Origin of the sequence: Bacillus sp. 95MFCvi2.1, from assembly GCF_000374965.1 — a bacterium.
Taxonomy (GTDB): Bacteria; Bacillota; Bacilli; order Bacillales; family Bacillaceae_G; genus Bacillus_A; species Bacillus_A pseudomycoides.
The window spans coordinates 490227-504183 of the sequence record NZ_KB895690.1 but is presented as its reverse complement, the minus strand read 5'-3'; the positions used below and the strand labels follow the sequence as shown (position 1 = coordinate 504183).

Below are 13957 nucleotides of genomic sequence, written 5' to 3'. Positions count from 1 at the left end.
ACGAGCGGATGTACACTATTTATAGCAAGTTACTCATGTAAAAAGGATTATAAGAATTATTTAAGCTATTTTGATTTATTTAAAGGAGAAGTTTGAATTGAAAAAAATATGGATACTACTTTTCTTTTGTTTCACATTTATATTGGTAGGATGCAATAAAGGCGAAACTTCAGAACAAGCATTTGAAGCATATATAAAATTATGGAATGACAAAAAATTTGCAGATATGTATGATCAACTGTCAAAACACGCAAAAGAATCCATTTCAAAAAAAGAATTTACAGAGAAAAATGAAAAAATTTACGAAGGTATTGGAGTTGAGAATTTAAAAATTAAAAGAGAGAAAGTAAGTAAAGATGAAACGGAAAGTAAGGTCATTCTTTTTACCGTAAGTATGGATACTGCAGGAGGAGAAATTTCTTTTTCACATGAAGCAACACTTGTGAAAGAAAAAGATGGAGATAAGAAATCTTGGAAAATAAATTGGACCCCAGACTTTATCTTTCCAGGGATGAAAAAAAATTATAAAGTCCGTCTGCAGACAGAGCAAGGAAAACGCGGTGAAATATATGATCGAAATGGAAAAGGGCTTGTAGTGAATGGAAAGGCAACTGAGGTTGGAATTATTCCAGAAAAATTAGGAGATACTGCAACACAAACGAAAGAAATAATAGCGCAATTACTTAATATGTCTATCGAAGAAGTCGATCAGAAGCTTACAGCGAAATGGATTAAACCAGATTCCTATGTACCAATTGGTATTTTACCAGAAGGACGAACACAAAGTGATTATATTTCGTTGGAAGGTGTTTCGTCTCGTCCAGTAAAAGTCCGTACATATCCATTAGGAGAAGCGGCAGCACACTTAACGGGATATATAGGAGAAGTAAATGCAGAAGAGTTAAAATTGCTTCAGAAAAAAGGATATCAAGCGGATGATTTAGTAGGTAAGACAGGATTAGAAAAAGTCTTAGAAAATAAATTGCGCGGTGAAAAGGGTGGACGCGTATTTATGGAAGATGAGAACGGAAAAGAGATTAAAAACTTAGCAAAAACAGAAGCAAGAGATGGAGAGAATGTTACATTAACAATCGATGCCTCAATTCAAGAAAAAATCTATAATGAAATGAAAAATGAAGCAGGATCTAGTGCAGCGATTAATCCAAAAACGGGTGAAACAATTGCCCTTGTAAGTAGTCCAGCTTATAATCCAAATATAATAGTTAGAGGGGCATCAAAAGCGCAACGTGAAGTATGGAATAATGATTTGAAAAATCCAATGATAAACCGTTTCACACAGACAGTTGTACCAGGATCTGTATTTAAAACAATTACAGGGGCAATTGGTTTGGAAGCAAACGTTATAAATCCAACGGAAGAGTTTAAAATTGAAGGATTAAAGTGGACAAAAGATTCATCATGGGGGAATTATTATGTAACACGTGTGAAAGATGCTAGTCCGATTGATTTCGATAAGGCAATGAAGTACTCTGACAATATTTATTTTGCACAACAAGCTTTAAAAATAGGAAAAGATCAGTATGAAAGCATGCTTAAGAAGTTCGGATTTCATGAAAAATTGCCGATTGAATACGAATTTCCTATGTCAATCATTGCAAAAGATGGGATAAAAAACGATATTCAACTGGCAGATACAGGATACGGTCAAGGACAAGTATTAATGACACCTCTTCATTTAGCTTTAACATATGCACCGATTGTAAATGAAGGGAATATTCCATCTCCACATCTGATACAAAAAGAAGTGAAGAATTGGAAAGAGAATGTGATTTCTAAAGAAAGTCAAAGAATATTAAAAAGTGCGTTAATAAAAGTAATTAATGATTCCGATGGTGCCGGGAAAATTGCTAGGATTGATGATATGACTCTTGCTGGTAAAACAGGTACGGCAGAACTAAAAGAATCAAAAGAAGCAGATGGAAAAGAACTCGGATGGTTTGCAGCTTTCGATGCAAATGCGCCGGATATGATTGTTACAATGATGATTGAAGATGTGAAAGGAAGAGGGGGGAGTAATGTTCCAGGTGAAAAAATAAAACATATTTTTCAGAAGTGATACTTAGATTTAATCATAAAAAAAGAATCCTCTTATAAAGAGGATTCTTTTTTTTAGAAAGTAAAAATATATTATTTAATCATCCGATTTAATTTTTTACTTCATCATACAACTCTAGCCCTTCTTTCACATTCAAGCCATTTTTAACAATACCGTGTATCGCTTGAATCATTGCAGCTGGATGTTCTGACTGCCAAATATTTCGTCCCATATCAACTCCAATCGCACCCTCTTGCAATGCTTGGTATGTAATTGTTAAAGCGTCTTCGATCGAATCTAATTTTGGGCCACCTGCAATGACGACTGGGGCAGGGCATGTGCTCGTAATTTTTTCAAATCCTTCGCAGTAATACGTTTTAATAATATCAGCACCCATCTCCACACATACACGCGATGCAAGTGCTAAAAAGCGTGCTTCTCGTTTTTGTAGTTCTTTTGCAACGGCCGTAATACCGAGAACAGGTAAACCGTAATCATGAGCCTCGGAAACTACGTTTGCTAGATTTGAAACAGTTTGTGTTTCATATTCTGAACCGACAAAAACAGATACACCAACTCCGACTACATTTTGCCGCAGTGCTTCTTTAATTGGTGTAACAATGGTCTCGTTTGCTAAATCTTTACCAACGACAGTTGGACCGCCTGAAACACGTAAAACCATTGGTGTTTTGCAGTCTTTAGGAATGCAGGAATTGAGTACACCCCTTGTTAAAAAGAGAGAATCTGTATAGGGAAGTAAGTTTTTTACTGTTTCTAATGGTTGTTCTAATCCATGAATTGGACCTAAAAAGTAACCGTGATCAATTGCTAACATAACTGCTTTTCCATCAGGCAGAATCGTATTTAATCGATTTTGAAATCCCCAAGTCATTGTGAATCACTCCTTCGTTAAATTTGGATTTTCTGTTTGTACAGTATCTTTTTCTTGTAAATGTGGTGACTTAATAAAAACAGCTTTAAAGATTTGATCTGAGTGGTTAATAAGATAGTGAGATTCATGAGGGCGAACTTGCAAGACGTCACCTTGTTTTACAGGAACTCTTTCATTATCAATATAGAAATCAATTTCACCTTCTAGGGCATAAAAAATTTCTTCGCATGTAGTATGATAATGATTTTGAAACTCTTGCCCAGGCTGAATGACTACAATGCCAAGGTCAATGTTAGGGCCCTTTATTAAATATTTTGGGCCGTTGTTACCAAAGCGATAGGAGAAATCCTCTTCATTTACTTTGAGCATATTGTTCACTCCTTTATGAATGTGTTACAGTGCACCTGGTGCAATCCACATATGTGATGTGAAGCCTTCATCCGCTAGCGGGAGTTGTTTTTCATAAACAGATTTCCATGTTTGATAGAAATTTTGATATAATTTATAATTTTCAGCATTCGGTTCGTAGGTGCTTTCCCACTTTACAAATTCCTGAGAGATTGTTTCCATAGAGTCATATATTCCAGCACCAACTCCTGCCGCAATTGCTGTTCCTAAGGCGGCCGCTTCTTTTACAACTGGTACTTTAACAGAAATTCCGAGAACATCCGCAACAATTTGGGGCCAGAGCTTGCCTTTGGCAGCACCCCCAGCAAATATCACTTCAGAAGGGAACTTTCCTGTTAATGATTCTATTAATTTTAAATTTCCAAGTGTTATAAATGCAGCATTTTCTTCGAGTGCACGGAACAGTTCTTTCTTTCCGCATTTATTAGCATCTAAGCTTAAATTAATGAAAGAAGGTGCGGCATGGCGCCATGAAATGTAGTTCATTACATTTGAAAATATAGGAATAATGCCATATGATCCGACTGGCACATGTTTTGCTTGTTCCTCTAATAATTCATAAGCATCTACACCTAGTTTAGTAGCAAGTTCTTGTTCTTCTTGGCAAAAACCATCTCGAAACCATCTCATCACAAGCCCGGGGAAAAAAGCGATTGTTTCATATTGCCAAAGTGTAGGGATAGCGTGGCAATTGACGCGAATACGAGCATTTGAATCTGTTTTTGGACTTGTTATATTTACTTCTTGTTGCCAAAAGCTCCCTCCGCAAATAAATGTTTGTTCAGGATGTACGACTCCCGAACCGAGTGAAGCCATCTGGGCATCTCCGCCCCCAGCAACTACCGGTGTTCCTACATGTAAACCTGTTAGTTCTGCACTTTGTTTTGTGATATTACCAATAACTGTCCCCGCTTCATTTACATTTGGAGAAAATGATAAGTTTAGACGGCATTGCTCAGCAATCGAATTATCCCAAGTTCTATTTTCTAAATCAAAAATACCAGATGTACATCCATTGGAAGGGTCTATTTGTAATACCCCGCACAATTTATATAAAATCCAATCGTTTAACATTGTAAAGGAATAGATTTTATCATATATATCTGGTTGATGTTTTTGAATCCAAAGTAGCCTAGGCAGAGCGCCAAGTGCAAAAGTTTGCCCTGATTTCATATATAAATCTTCTTCAAGATGGGAGCGGATCTGTTTTAATTGACTTACTTCAGAAGAAGCACGGCCATCAACGTTCGCACATGCCCATATTTCTTGCCCACTTTTATCATATAAAACAAATCCTTCGCGCATACTTGTTGCACTAATCCCTTTAATAGAAGAAGGGGTTATGTTGCTTTTTTGAAGTACATCTTTTGTGCATTCTTGAACGAGTTTCCAATTCTCTATCACATCAAAGTTGACAGAACCAGGATAACGAGAGTCGGGTTTATGAACCCACTCTTTTTGACTCACAGCAAGCTGATTTCCTTGTAAATCGAAAAGGACGGCCCTGATACTACCAGTACCCGCGTCATAAGCTAATAGAGAAGACATTATGATTCACCTTCCTTTCTTAATAGGGAGAGTGCTGTGTCCTCATCGGTAATTAATGTATGAATGAATCTACCTTTTAAGGCTCCGTAAATTGCATCTATTTTTTCTTCACCGCCAGCTACACCGACTACGTGTTTCATCTTTTGAAGAGCTGAAAGAGGTGTACCAATTAGGCGGTCGTGATGGGGAAGTTCTAGTAATTCTCCATGTGTATTATAAAATTGTCCTAGAATATCTCCGGCACCATTTTGACTTCGTATATAGGTCATTTCACGAAGCGTTAATTTTTCTTCTTTTACAATGGTTGCATCATGAGATAAACCACCAATACCAACTATTGCTGTATTAGCAAGTGAAGCGACATGTAGCATATCTTTAACGGCTGGTTCGGAAAGGATACTTTGTGCCATTTCGGTTGTGGATGCTAAAAATGGCGTAGGAATGATATGAAGTTCGCCTTGCATGTGATTGAGATAGTTTTGTTTTCTAGGAAGGTAATGATTTACACCACCTGTAAGAGTAACGATTGAAAGTTGTATAGATGCTTCAAAATGGATGTTTTCTAACATTTTTGATATCGTTTCCCCCCAACCAATGCCGAGTAAATCTCCTTGTTGTAAATGTGTTTCTACATATTGCGCTGCAGCTTTCCCTAAAGAAGAAGGGGAATTTTCCATTAGCGTAGGGATAATAAAAGAGTCTTTTAAATGAAATCTTTTAATTAGTTCACGTTCAATGCTTAAGCAATGTAAACCCGTACCTTTTACATGAAATGTAACGACACCTTCAGATCGAGCTTTATCTAATAACCGTACGACCTTATTTCGTGAAATGTGAAGCAAAGAAGCGATTTCCTGCTGCGTTAAATGATCTTTATAGTAATACCAGGCTACTTTTGTTAACAAATTTTCTTCAAAGTTCAACTGTGACATTCTCTTCATCCCTTTCAACAATTGACCGATGCTTAAACATATGTGCTTATTTTTTTGTTTATACCGATAGAAGTAGTAATTGTGTTCAAGAAAAATTTGTTCTAGATATGAAAAAAGGGATATACAATGCTACAAAACAAGTAGAACAAAAAATCATTTTCTCAAAAATTGTTCTGTATAAAGGCAGGTGACAAGATGTGGAGAATGCCCCCTTATTAAAAGTGAGGCAAATGAGTAAATCATTCTCAGAACAAAGGGTACTAAAAGAAGTGAATTTAGAATTAGACTATGGCGATGTATATGCTTTAGTTGGCGGAAACGGTGCTGGGAAATCAACATTGATGAAAATATTAACAGGTTTATACTCTTATGATGCTGGGGAGATGTATGTAAAGGGAGTAGTGCAAAGTTTTTCTAATCCAGCGGAAGCACATTTAAATGGTATTTATTTAATTCCACAAGAACCGTTAATTTTTTCTCATATGACAATTGAAGAAAATATATGTATCGGAATAAAAGCAAAGAAGAAGGAACTTCGTACAAAGATAAAAGATTTGATAAAAAGTTTAGGGTGGAACATAGAACTGAGTGCAATTGGAAGTTCATTATCAATTGCACAGCAACAATTAGTAGAAATATTAAGAGGGTTAATAAGAGAAGCAGAGATTCTTATTTTAGATGAGCCAACATCGACATTAACAACTCATGAAATAAAGAGTCTTTTTGTGCTGATAAAAGACTTAAAAGAAAAGGGAATCGGAATGATTTATATTACACATCGTTTTCCGGAAATCTTTGAGATTGCGAATAAAGTAGCTATTTTGCGTGATGGAATGATAGTGAGTCAAGGGGATGTATCAGATTATACATACGACATGCTAATGGAGGGATTATTGCCAAAAGATTATAAACAAGAGAAGAAGAAAGTGGCACCTCAAGAAACGATGAAACTTTCTCAACAAGTATTAGAGGTAACAAATCTGTCGAGTTATGCATTTCAGAATATATCACTAAATGTACATGCTGGAGAGATCGTAGGGATTGCTGGTGTTGTTGGATCGGGTAGAACGGAATTAGCAGAAGTGTTATATGGGATAAGGCCCATACGGTCAGGGGATATTTTATTAGAAGGGGAGTCAATTGCAAAGTGTTCTACGAGCAAACGATTAGATAAAGGGATGGTATATGTTCCAGAGGATAGGGCAGGGAATGGTATTTTTTCAATTCGGTCTGTTAAAGAAAATATAACGGCAGCTTCTTTACACCGAATGAGCCCATTCTTTTTAAAGTATAAAAAAGAAAGCGCTTTAACAGAGTTGTATATGAAAAAGTTTCGGATAGTTGTTTCCAATGTAGATGAAAAAATGACATCTTTATCAGGTGGAAACCAACAAAAAGTTGTATTAGCAAAATATCTTGCTTGTGAACCTAAATTAATTATTCTTGATGAACCAACGCGCGGGATTGATGCAAAAGCAAGATTAGAAGTATATGAGGCAATTCAAAGTTTAAAACAATCAGGGCTTGCGATTTTATTAATTTCCTCAGATGTAGAAGAAATTGTTCAATTAGCAAACCGGGTATATGTGATGAGGAATGGAAAACTTGTTTCACATTTAGAGAAAGGAGAAGTTTGTATAGATGAAGTTACACGCCTTGCATATGTGGGAAGGGAAGGTGTAACGGAATGAAACGTTTTTTAAATATAGTTAAAATGCATGAAACATCCATTATTATTTTATTACTTATTTACATAGCCCTCGTAGGAATTATTAATCCTAGTTTTGTTCAGTTTAGTTCGCTTTCTTTAATTATGAAATCAAGTCTTATTTTAGTCATACTAGCTATTGGTCAATCATTCGTATTATTTACTAAAAATATTGATGTTTCAGTCGGTTCTATTATGGGATTAAGTGCAGCAATTTGTGGGATGTTTTTGACAAATGGTAATAGTATCTTAATTTCAATCATTGTTGCAATCTTGCTTGGAGCTGTGATTGGAATGATAAATGGCGTTGGGGTTACGAAGTTTCGTGTACCGGCAATTATTATGACATTAGGAATGTTAGGGATTATTAGAGGAGCGATGTTGATCTATACAGGTGGCAAATGGATTGAAGATATTCCTAAGTCTTATAAACAGATGTCTTCGGTCATGATACTAGGGCTTCCAGTTACAGTATGGATCATTTTGGCTATTTTACTATTATTATATATCTTTTTAACGAAAGCACCTTTTGGAAGATATTTTTATGCTGCCGGAGATAACGAAGACGGAGCACGCCTCATTGGAATACCGGTAGACAAGGTGAAAATATATGCATTTATTATTTCTGGGATGAGCGCAGGGGTTGCAGGGTGCATATTTGTTATGAATATCGGCTTTGTGCCAAATCAAACTGGTACAGGAATTGAGTTACAAGTAATTGCTGCCGCTGTTCTCGGCGGAATTCATCTAAAAGGTGGAACAGGTTCTATATTTGGAGCAGCACTGGGAGCGATTTTTTTAGAAGTTATAAGTAGTTCACTAGTCTTTTTAAAAATACCTGCTTTTTGGAATAGTGCTATATCAGGATTCTTACTGTTACTTATTATTATATTAGACAGCATCTTAAAAAAATGGAAGGGAATAAGACAGTTGGAAGAAAGAAGGATGAATCTATGAAGTATGCACGTGGATTTTTAAGATGGGAAGGAGTTCTTATTGTATTACTTATTATAGAGTTCATTCTCTTTGGTTTGTTAAACAGTGATTTTTTAAATATTAGTAATTTACTTTTCAGTATGAATGACTTCGTTTTTATTACGATTGCCGCAATTCCAATGACTTTTGTAATTATAACAGGTGGAATCGATGTATCTGTAGGATCGATTATGGGGCTTACTTCAATTCTTATTGGTGTACTCTGGATGAATGGAATTCCGGTTATTTTAGCTGTAATTATTTCCTTGTTTATCAGTTGTCTAGCGGGTTGTATCAACGGGGTGATTATTAAAACGACAGAGATAGAACCTCTTGTTGTTACACTTGGAACGATGTTTTTATATTCAGGAATTGCACTTGTTATCTCGGGTGGCTCAAATGCCAGTGGATATGAAGGGATAAGTGGTTTACCGGGTTCTTACGTGCAACTTGCAAATGGAAGTTTTATGGGAATTCCTAATTTAGTATGGTTACTTTTCGTTTTGACTGTTTTGTTTACACTCTTACTTCATCGAACAAGGTACGGACGTTATGTCTTGTTGACAGGTGCGAATGAAAAGGCAGCACAATATTCTGGTATTCGAACAAAAAAAATAGTAACTATTTCCTATATTCTTTCTGGGTTAGGAGGTGGATTAGGAGGGGCTTTTTTAACAGCATATTTTGGCTCAGCTCGAGCTGATATTGGAAGCGAGACAATTCTGCCGGTTATTACGGCAGTTGTATTAGGTGGGACACTCATCACTGGGGGAAAAGGAAGTATTCTTGGAACAGTACTAGCAAGTATATTTATTGGAATGATGCAGTACGGTTTACAAATGACAGGTTTAACGAACGAACAGTCAAATGTAGTTATTGGTATTATACTTATCCTCTCTGTTATTATTAGGCATTTCAAGTTACAGCAACTCACTATGTGGAAAAGAAGGAAATTGCATAAGGGGGAAATGTCATGAAAAGAAAACTAGGGATCTTTATCATTATATGTGTTTGTATTATCGGTTTAATTGCATGTTCTAGCAAAACAGCAGACAAGAAAAAAGCAGATGATGTGAAATTTGCATTCATTCCGAAATTGACAGGGGTTGGCTTCTTTACATCAGGTGGTGAAGGGGCAAAAGAAATGGGAGATAAATTAGGGGTGCAAGTGAAATATGATGGGCCATCAGAGGCGAGTGTATCAGGACAAGTGAAATATATAAATAATTTTATTAATCAAAACTATGATGCGTTAATGGTTTCATCTACATCGGTTGATGGTCTGACGCAATCCTTACAGAGAGCAAAGAAAAAGGGAATGACAGTTTTAACATGGGATTCTGATGTGAATCCGAAAGATCGTTCATTTTATATAAGCCAAGGAACACCGGAGCAATTGGCAAATTTATTAATTCAAATGACCTCATCACAAATTGGAGATAAAGGAAAAGTAGCATTCTTTTATTCAAGTCCGACTGTAACAGATCAAAATCAGTGGGTAACAAAAGCAAATGAGATAATAAAAGAAAAATATCCAAATTGGGAAATTGTAACGACGCAGTACGGAGAGAATAATGCACAAAAATCATTATCGGTTGGAGAAAGCATTTTAAAAACGTATCCAGATATTAATGCGGTCATTTGTCCGGATGCAACGGCACTTCCAGCAATGGCACAAGCTGCTGAAAACTTAAAAATGGATAAAAAGGTAGTTGTGACGGGATTTTCAACTCCAAACGTAATGCGTGATTATGTAAAACGTGGAACTGTTCAGCAATTTGGATTATGGGATGTAAAACAACAAGGCGCACTTGCAACTTATGTTGCAAATGAAATTGTGGTAAAAGGAAAGAAATTAAAAGTTGGCGATAGCTTTGAAGTTCCGAATATAGGTAAAGTAAAGGTGGAACCGAATTCTATTCAAGGTTATGACTACGAAGCAGATGGAAATGGAATCATTGTATTACCAGAAAGAGTTGTATTTACGAAGGATAATATTGATAAGTATAATTTTTAATGTTGAAATGAAAAACGTCCGGTATTTTTATCGGACGTTTTTATTATGCCAATCTTTTAGAATCTCTTCATCAATTTGTCCAACTGCTTCTTGTGTACCATCACCTTTTTCAATTCTAACCTCAGCCCATTCTGTATTACTAACGACATACCAAAACCTTTTCGTTCCTTCAACAGTAATGATTTTTGCATTTTTGTTCCCGACATAAACTTTAGTAATAGCGTTATCACGAATTGTTCCAGCATAAATGTAAGGGATTTGATGCATGGAAGTCCATCTTACGGGGCTATTCCATTCAGTTCCTGTAGTTCTTATCCAATTCCATTTGCCATTTTCTTTTTCAAAATAAGCAATAAATATTTGTTCACCTTGCTGGTTATGCTCTGTAAATATTGCTACGGCATCATTTTCTTGTGAAACATTCATTTTTGTATGAATGAGAGTGTAGGAATTATTCTTTTGTCCAAAATACATTTTTTGCATCTTTTCATGGAAGTACATATAAAAGGATTGCTCTTTTGAACAGCTAATAAGAAATGTGATTAATATGAGGAAAGTATAGGTTATATTTCTATTCAACTTGCTACCTCCTTTTATCTTGAAGGATAAGTCTTTTTAGCAGAATAAGTAGAAATGTCCTAATAATTGTATTTATGTTAAAATTATTCTGAATATTAAATTATGTGATTGGAGGAATCGATTTGCTTACACAAGAACAAATCTCCAACTTATTTAGAAATTTTTCTATAAAAGAAGGTAAAGGATCGAGCGATTTATACGAACATTTATCATTGGAAATTTCAGAAGATGAGGAAATCCTTACATTAGCGTCACACGCACAACTTGGTCAGCCAACTCCTAACTTATTACTTGGTGCCGTTCACTATTTATTACTGAAAGGGAATAATCATGTATTAAAACAATACTATGGTAGCCTTGTTTCTGTTCCAGCAAAAAATCTAGAACATGCTTTTCAACATTTTAAAGATTTTTGTCAGATTCATAGGGAAGAGATAATCAATATTTTAAAAACAAAGCTAGTGCAGACAAACGAAGTAAGACGATGTACATATTTATATCCGAGTTTTTGTTATATGTTTAATAAAGTGAATAAGCCTTTAGCGCTAATTGAAATTGGGACAAGTGCGGGCCTGCAGCTGTTCTGGGATCAATATAGATATTCTTATGGAACAGGCGAGGTGTTTGGAAATAAAGACTCTAAAGTTCATTTGAAATCAGAAATAAAAGGGGAGAATCAGCCATTTTTCTTACAACAAAGTCCACCTGTCGTAGAAAGAATCGGACTTGATTTACATATAAATGATTTAAATAATGAGGAAGATTATTTATGGTTACGCTCACTTATTTGGCCTGAGCATAAAGAACGACTTGAAATGTTTGATCACGCAGCAGCTTGTTTAAAAGAACAATCTGTGAAACTGATAGAAGGGGATGGAGTAGCTCTTCTTTCAGAAATTGCGGAACAAATCTCAGAGGATGCAGTAATTTGTATTTTCCACACACATGTGGCGAATCAAATACCAGAGAGTGTAAAACATAAATTAATAGATAAAGTGAAAGAAATTGGTGCGAAACGGGATGTTTTCCATCTTTATAACAATATGTGGGATAGAGATCTTCATCTTGATTATTTTATGAATGGGAAAGAATACAATGAAACTGTTGGAGAAACGGATGGCCATGCGCGTTGGTTTAGTTGGAGGTTGGGCGATAAATCGCTTTGTTAGATTGATATTTTAACGGTGTATAAAGAAGGGACAACTTACATGAGTTGTTCCTTCTTTATTGTAATACATAAATTTTCATGTAAAATGAACCTTTTGTGAGAAACGAGCGAATATAGTGTGAAAGATTGTTTAAAACGTGAGAGGGGAACGAGAATTGGATGAAATAGAACTAAAGGAATGGTTACAGAGAATGGCCTTTGGAGATCAACAAGCCTTTCAGGTTATTTATGAATTTACATGTAAAAATATTTGTAGAACAGTAGCTTTTTTAGTAGTAGATAAGCAGGATGTAGAGGATATTGTGAATGAAGTATATATTCAAATATGGAAATCTGTAGTTAACTATGATGTGAAAGGTGAATTAAGTTCAAAAAGTGGTAGTTTTTATTAATGTTCCAGTCGGTATTCTATCCTTACTTTTCGTCTTGCTTTTTATTAAAGAATCATATGATCATACAGCTAGTTCTAAAATAGATTGGGCAGGTATGGTTACTTCATCATGTGCATTGTTTTTACTTGTATACGCTCTGATACAAGTAAATAACTCGAGTTTAAGTCCGCTAAGTGTAAGTCTTCTCTTTGTTATTTCTTTTATAAGCTTTATATTGTTTATCTTTATTGAAAAGAAAAGTAAAAATCCGATGTTACCCCTATATTTATTCTCATATAAAGAGTTTTCGTTTTCAAATCTTTCATTATTTTTTGTAGGCATGGGTTTAATGAACTTTTTATTTATTTTTGCATTTTATTTAGTTCAAGTAGATGGAATGAGCGAGCTTCAATCAGGGATGATTATTAGTACACTTGCGATAGTATCAATGGTAGTTACCGCGATTATGACACCCATTGCTGCAAAACATGGAAGTAGTGTTATCGGTATTATAGGAATTATCGCATTTATAATCGCTTCGTATTTATTTGGTCATATGGAATCAGGCTTTTCAAATTGGGATTATATTTGGCGACTCGTGGTTGTAGGTTTTGGTGCAGGGTGTACGCTTGCTCCATTGACAACAACTGCCGTTTTAAGTGTTCCAACCGAAAAATCAGGTATTGCGTCAAGTATATCTAATATTTCTAGAACAGTAGGAAGTATAGTAGGTGTAGCGATATTAGTGGTGATTTTAAATCATCAATTATCTATCGAAAAAGAAGAAATAAAGCAACAAGTGAAAGCGATGATTCAAAAAGGCGATCAAACAGACTTTGAAAAACAAAAAATACTACACGTAATACAAACAAGTGATGAGAAGAAATATGTAAGCATGGAATCAGAGGAAGGAAATAAACTCTACGAACAAATTAAATGAAAATATAAATACGGGGTTATTCGTAGTTTTAATAAAACTTTTTTAATAGGAGCATTTATTTTCTTTTTGGCACTTATTTGTAGTGTGCTAGAAATATATATGAAGAGAAAGAGAGGGAATAAATTAAGAGCCACATGTTAAAAGGAAGATACAATACAATAACACTATTTACATAATATAATTATGGTTAAGATGTTTAAGGATGCTATTATTTATTTGGTAACCCTCATCTCAAGATAGTAAGAAAGAGATAAAAACAGTGTGTGAAAATGTTTGAAGTGAAAGTTTACCATAAAAAAACTTTAAAAAGAACGCTAGTTCGTATATACTTAATACAATTGAAGTTGAAGTAGAAGAAGGGAA

Annotated in this window: 11 protein-coding genes and 2 pseudogenes; 8 read left to right on the top strand and 5 right to left on the bottom strand. The window is 35.1% G+C overall.

What is annotated here, in order from left to right:
- Positions 1-97 precede the first annotated feature (97 nt).
- The gene (locus tag C568_RS0102720; RefSeq protein ID WP_018780722.1) at positions 98-2077 is read left to right on the top strand and encodes a penicillin-binding transpeptidase domain-containing protein; all 1980 of its coding nucleotides are present in this window, start codon (positions 98-100) and stop codon (positions 2075-2077) included.
- An 88-nt stretch (positions 2078-2165) separates the two neighbouring features.
- Here C568_RS0102720 and lsrF read toward each other — a convergent pair whose 3' ends face one another.
- The 4 genes from lsrF to C568_RS0102700 are packed head-to-tail and all read right to left on the bottom strand — an operon-like array spanning position 2166 to position 5854.
- Positions 2166-2948 (bottom strand): 3-hydroxy-5-phosphonooxypentane-2,4-dione thiolase, encoded by a 783-nt coding sequence (lsrF, locus tag C568_RS0102715; RefSeq protein WP_003198352.1) that lies wholly within the window; start codon positions 2946-2948, stop codon positions 2166-2168.
- Positions 2949-2954: 6 nt separating this feature from the next.
- The gene (locus tag C568_RS0102710; RefSeq protein ID WP_006095139.1) at positions 2955-3317 is read right to left on the bottom strand and encodes a cupin domain-containing protein; all 363 of its coding nucleotides are present in this window, start codon (positions 3315-3317) and stop codon (positions 2955-2957) included.
- A gap of 24 nt (positions 3318-3341) precedes the next feature.
- Positions 3342-4904, bottom strand: coding sequence for an autoinducer-2 kinase (lsrK, locus tag C568_RS0102705; RefSeq protein WP_018780721.1), 1563 nt, complete (start codon positions 4902-4904; stop codon positions 3342-3344).
- A complete protein-coding gene (locus tag C568_RS0102700) occupies positions 4904-5854 on the bottom strand; it encodes a sugar-binding transcriptional regulator (RefSeq protein WP_006095141.1) in 951 nt (316 codons plus the stop codon). The genes lsrK and C568_RS0102700 overlap by 1 nt, the downstream gene beginning before the upstream one ends.
- 179 nt (positions 5855-6033) lie before the next feature.
- On the opposite strand from C568_RS0102700, the gene C568_RS0102695 reads away from it, so the two are divergent.
- From C568_RS0102695 to lsrB, 4 genes are read left to right on the top strand one after another with little or no spacing between them, the layout of a single operon-like run.
- Positions 6034-7527: a sugar ABC transporter ATP-binding protein gene (locus C568_RS0102695; protein WP_018780719.1), complete on the top strand. Its 1494-nt coding sequence runs from the start codon at positions 6034-6036 to the stop codon at positions 7525-7527.
- Complete coding sequence (locus tag C568_RS0102690; RefSeq protein ID WP_018780718.1) at positions 7524-8501, top strand: ABC transporter permease subunit; 978 nt, start codon at positions 7524-7526, stop codon at positions 8499-8501. The genes C568_RS0102695 and C568_RS0102690 overlap by 4 nt, the downstream gene beginning before the upstream one ends.
- Complete coding sequence (locus C568_RS0102685; RefSeq protein WP_018780717.1) at positions 8498-9496, top strand: ABC transporter permease; 999 nt, start codon at positions 8498-8500, stop codon at positions 9494-9496. The genes C568_RS0102690 and C568_RS0102685 overlap by 4 nt, the downstream gene beginning before the upstream one ends.
- On the top strand, positions 9493-10536 hold the full coding sequence (gene lsrB / locus C568_RS0102680) for an autoinducer 2 ABC transporter substrate-binding protein LsrB (protein ID WP_018780716.1): 1044 nt from the start codon (positions 9493-9495) through the stop codon (positions 10534-10536). The genes C568_RS0102685 and lsrB overlap by 4 nt, the downstream gene beginning before the upstream one ends.
- A 27-nt stretch (positions 10537-10563) precedes the next feature.
- On the opposite strand, the gene C568_RS0102675 is transcribed toward lsrB, so the two are convergent.
- Positions 10564-11115: a hypothetical protein gene (locus tag C568_RS0102675; protein ID WP_018780715.1), complete on the bottom strand. Its 552-nt coding sequence runs from the start codon at positions 11113-11115 to the stop codon at positions 10564-10566.
- Between the two features lie 122 nt (positions 11116-11237).
- On the opposite strand from C568_RS0102675, the gene C568_RS0102670 reads away from it, so the two are divergent.
- The 3 genes and pseudogenes from C568_RS0102670 to C568_RS31700 all read left to right on the top strand — a co-directional run.
- Positions 11238-12284 carry a DUF2332 domain-containing protein gene (locus tag C568_RS0102670; RefSeq protein ID WP_018780714.1) on the top strand — a complete coding sequence of 349 codons (1047 nt, stop codon included), beginning with the start codon at positions 11238-11240 and terminating at the stop codon, positions 12282-12284.
- A gap of 154 nt (positions 12285-12438) precedes the next feature.
- Positions 12439-12636 (top strand): annotated as a pseudogene (locus C568_RS0102665) (RNA polymerase subunit sigma-70); the annotation flags it as partial.
- Between the two features lie 25 nt (positions 12637-12661).
- Positions 12662-13735, top strand: a pseudogene (locus C568_RS31700) (MFS transporter); the annotation flags it as partial.
- Positions 13736-13957: the final 222 nt, after the last annotated feature.

Excerpts from the sequence above, each read along its gene's own strand:
- C568_RS0102690 (WP_018780718.1), top strand. The coding sequence starts at position 7,524 with ATGAAACGTTTTTTAAATATAGTTAAAATGCATGAAACATCCATTATT.
- C568_RS0102710 (WP_006095139.1), bottom strand. The coding sequence starts at position 3,317 with ATGCTCAAAGTAAATGAAGAGGATTTCTCCTATCGCTTTGGTAACAAC.
- lsrB (WP_018780716.1), top strand. The coding sequence starts at position 9,493 with ATGAAAAGAAAACTAGGGATCTTTATCATTATATGTGTTTGTATTATC.
- C568_RS0102685 (WP_018780717.1), top strand. The coding sequence starts at position 8,498 with ATGAAGTATGCACGTGGATTTTTAAGATGGGAAGGAGTTCTTATTGTA.
- lsrF (WP_003198352.1), bottom strand. The coding sequence starts at position 2,948 with ATGACTTGGGGATTTCAAAATCGATTAAATACGATTCTGCCTGATGGA.
- lsrK (WP_018780721.1), bottom strand. The coding sequence starts at position 4,904 with ATGTCTTCTCTATTAGCTTATGACGCGGGTACTGGTAGTATCAGGGCC.